Source organism: Streptomyces sp. NRRL S-920, from assembly GCF_000717945.1.
Taxonomy (GTDB): domain Bacteria; phylum Actinomycetota; class Actinomycetes; order Streptomycetales; family Streptomycetaceae; genus Streptomyces; species Streptomyces alboniger.
This window is the reverse complement of the sequence record NZ_JODF01000197.1, coordinates 1-205: the sequence shown is the minus strand read 5'-3', so window position 1 is coordinate 205 and position 205 is coordinate 1. Positions and strand designations below refer to the sequence as shown.

General features: G+C 70.7%; 1 protein-coding gene. It reads left to right on the top strand.

The features are described from left to right. Nucleotides 1-205: carboxyl transferase domain-containing protein (locus IG54_RS39015; protein WP_037898506.1), on the top strand; the 205-nt coding region annotated here is incomplete at both ends.

The window sequence follows — 205 nt, the reverse complement described above, 5'->3', positions numbered from 1 at the left end:
GCGGGCGGCGCGGCCTATTCGCCCGCGCTCACGGACTTCGTGTTCATGGTCCGTGAGACCTCGCAGATGTTCATCACCGGGCCCGACGTGGTCCGCGCGGTGACCGGCGAGGAGATCACGCAGAACGGCCTGGGCGGCGCCGACGTCCACGCCGAGACCTCCGGCGTCGCGCACTTCGCGTACGACGACGAGGAGACCTGCCTCG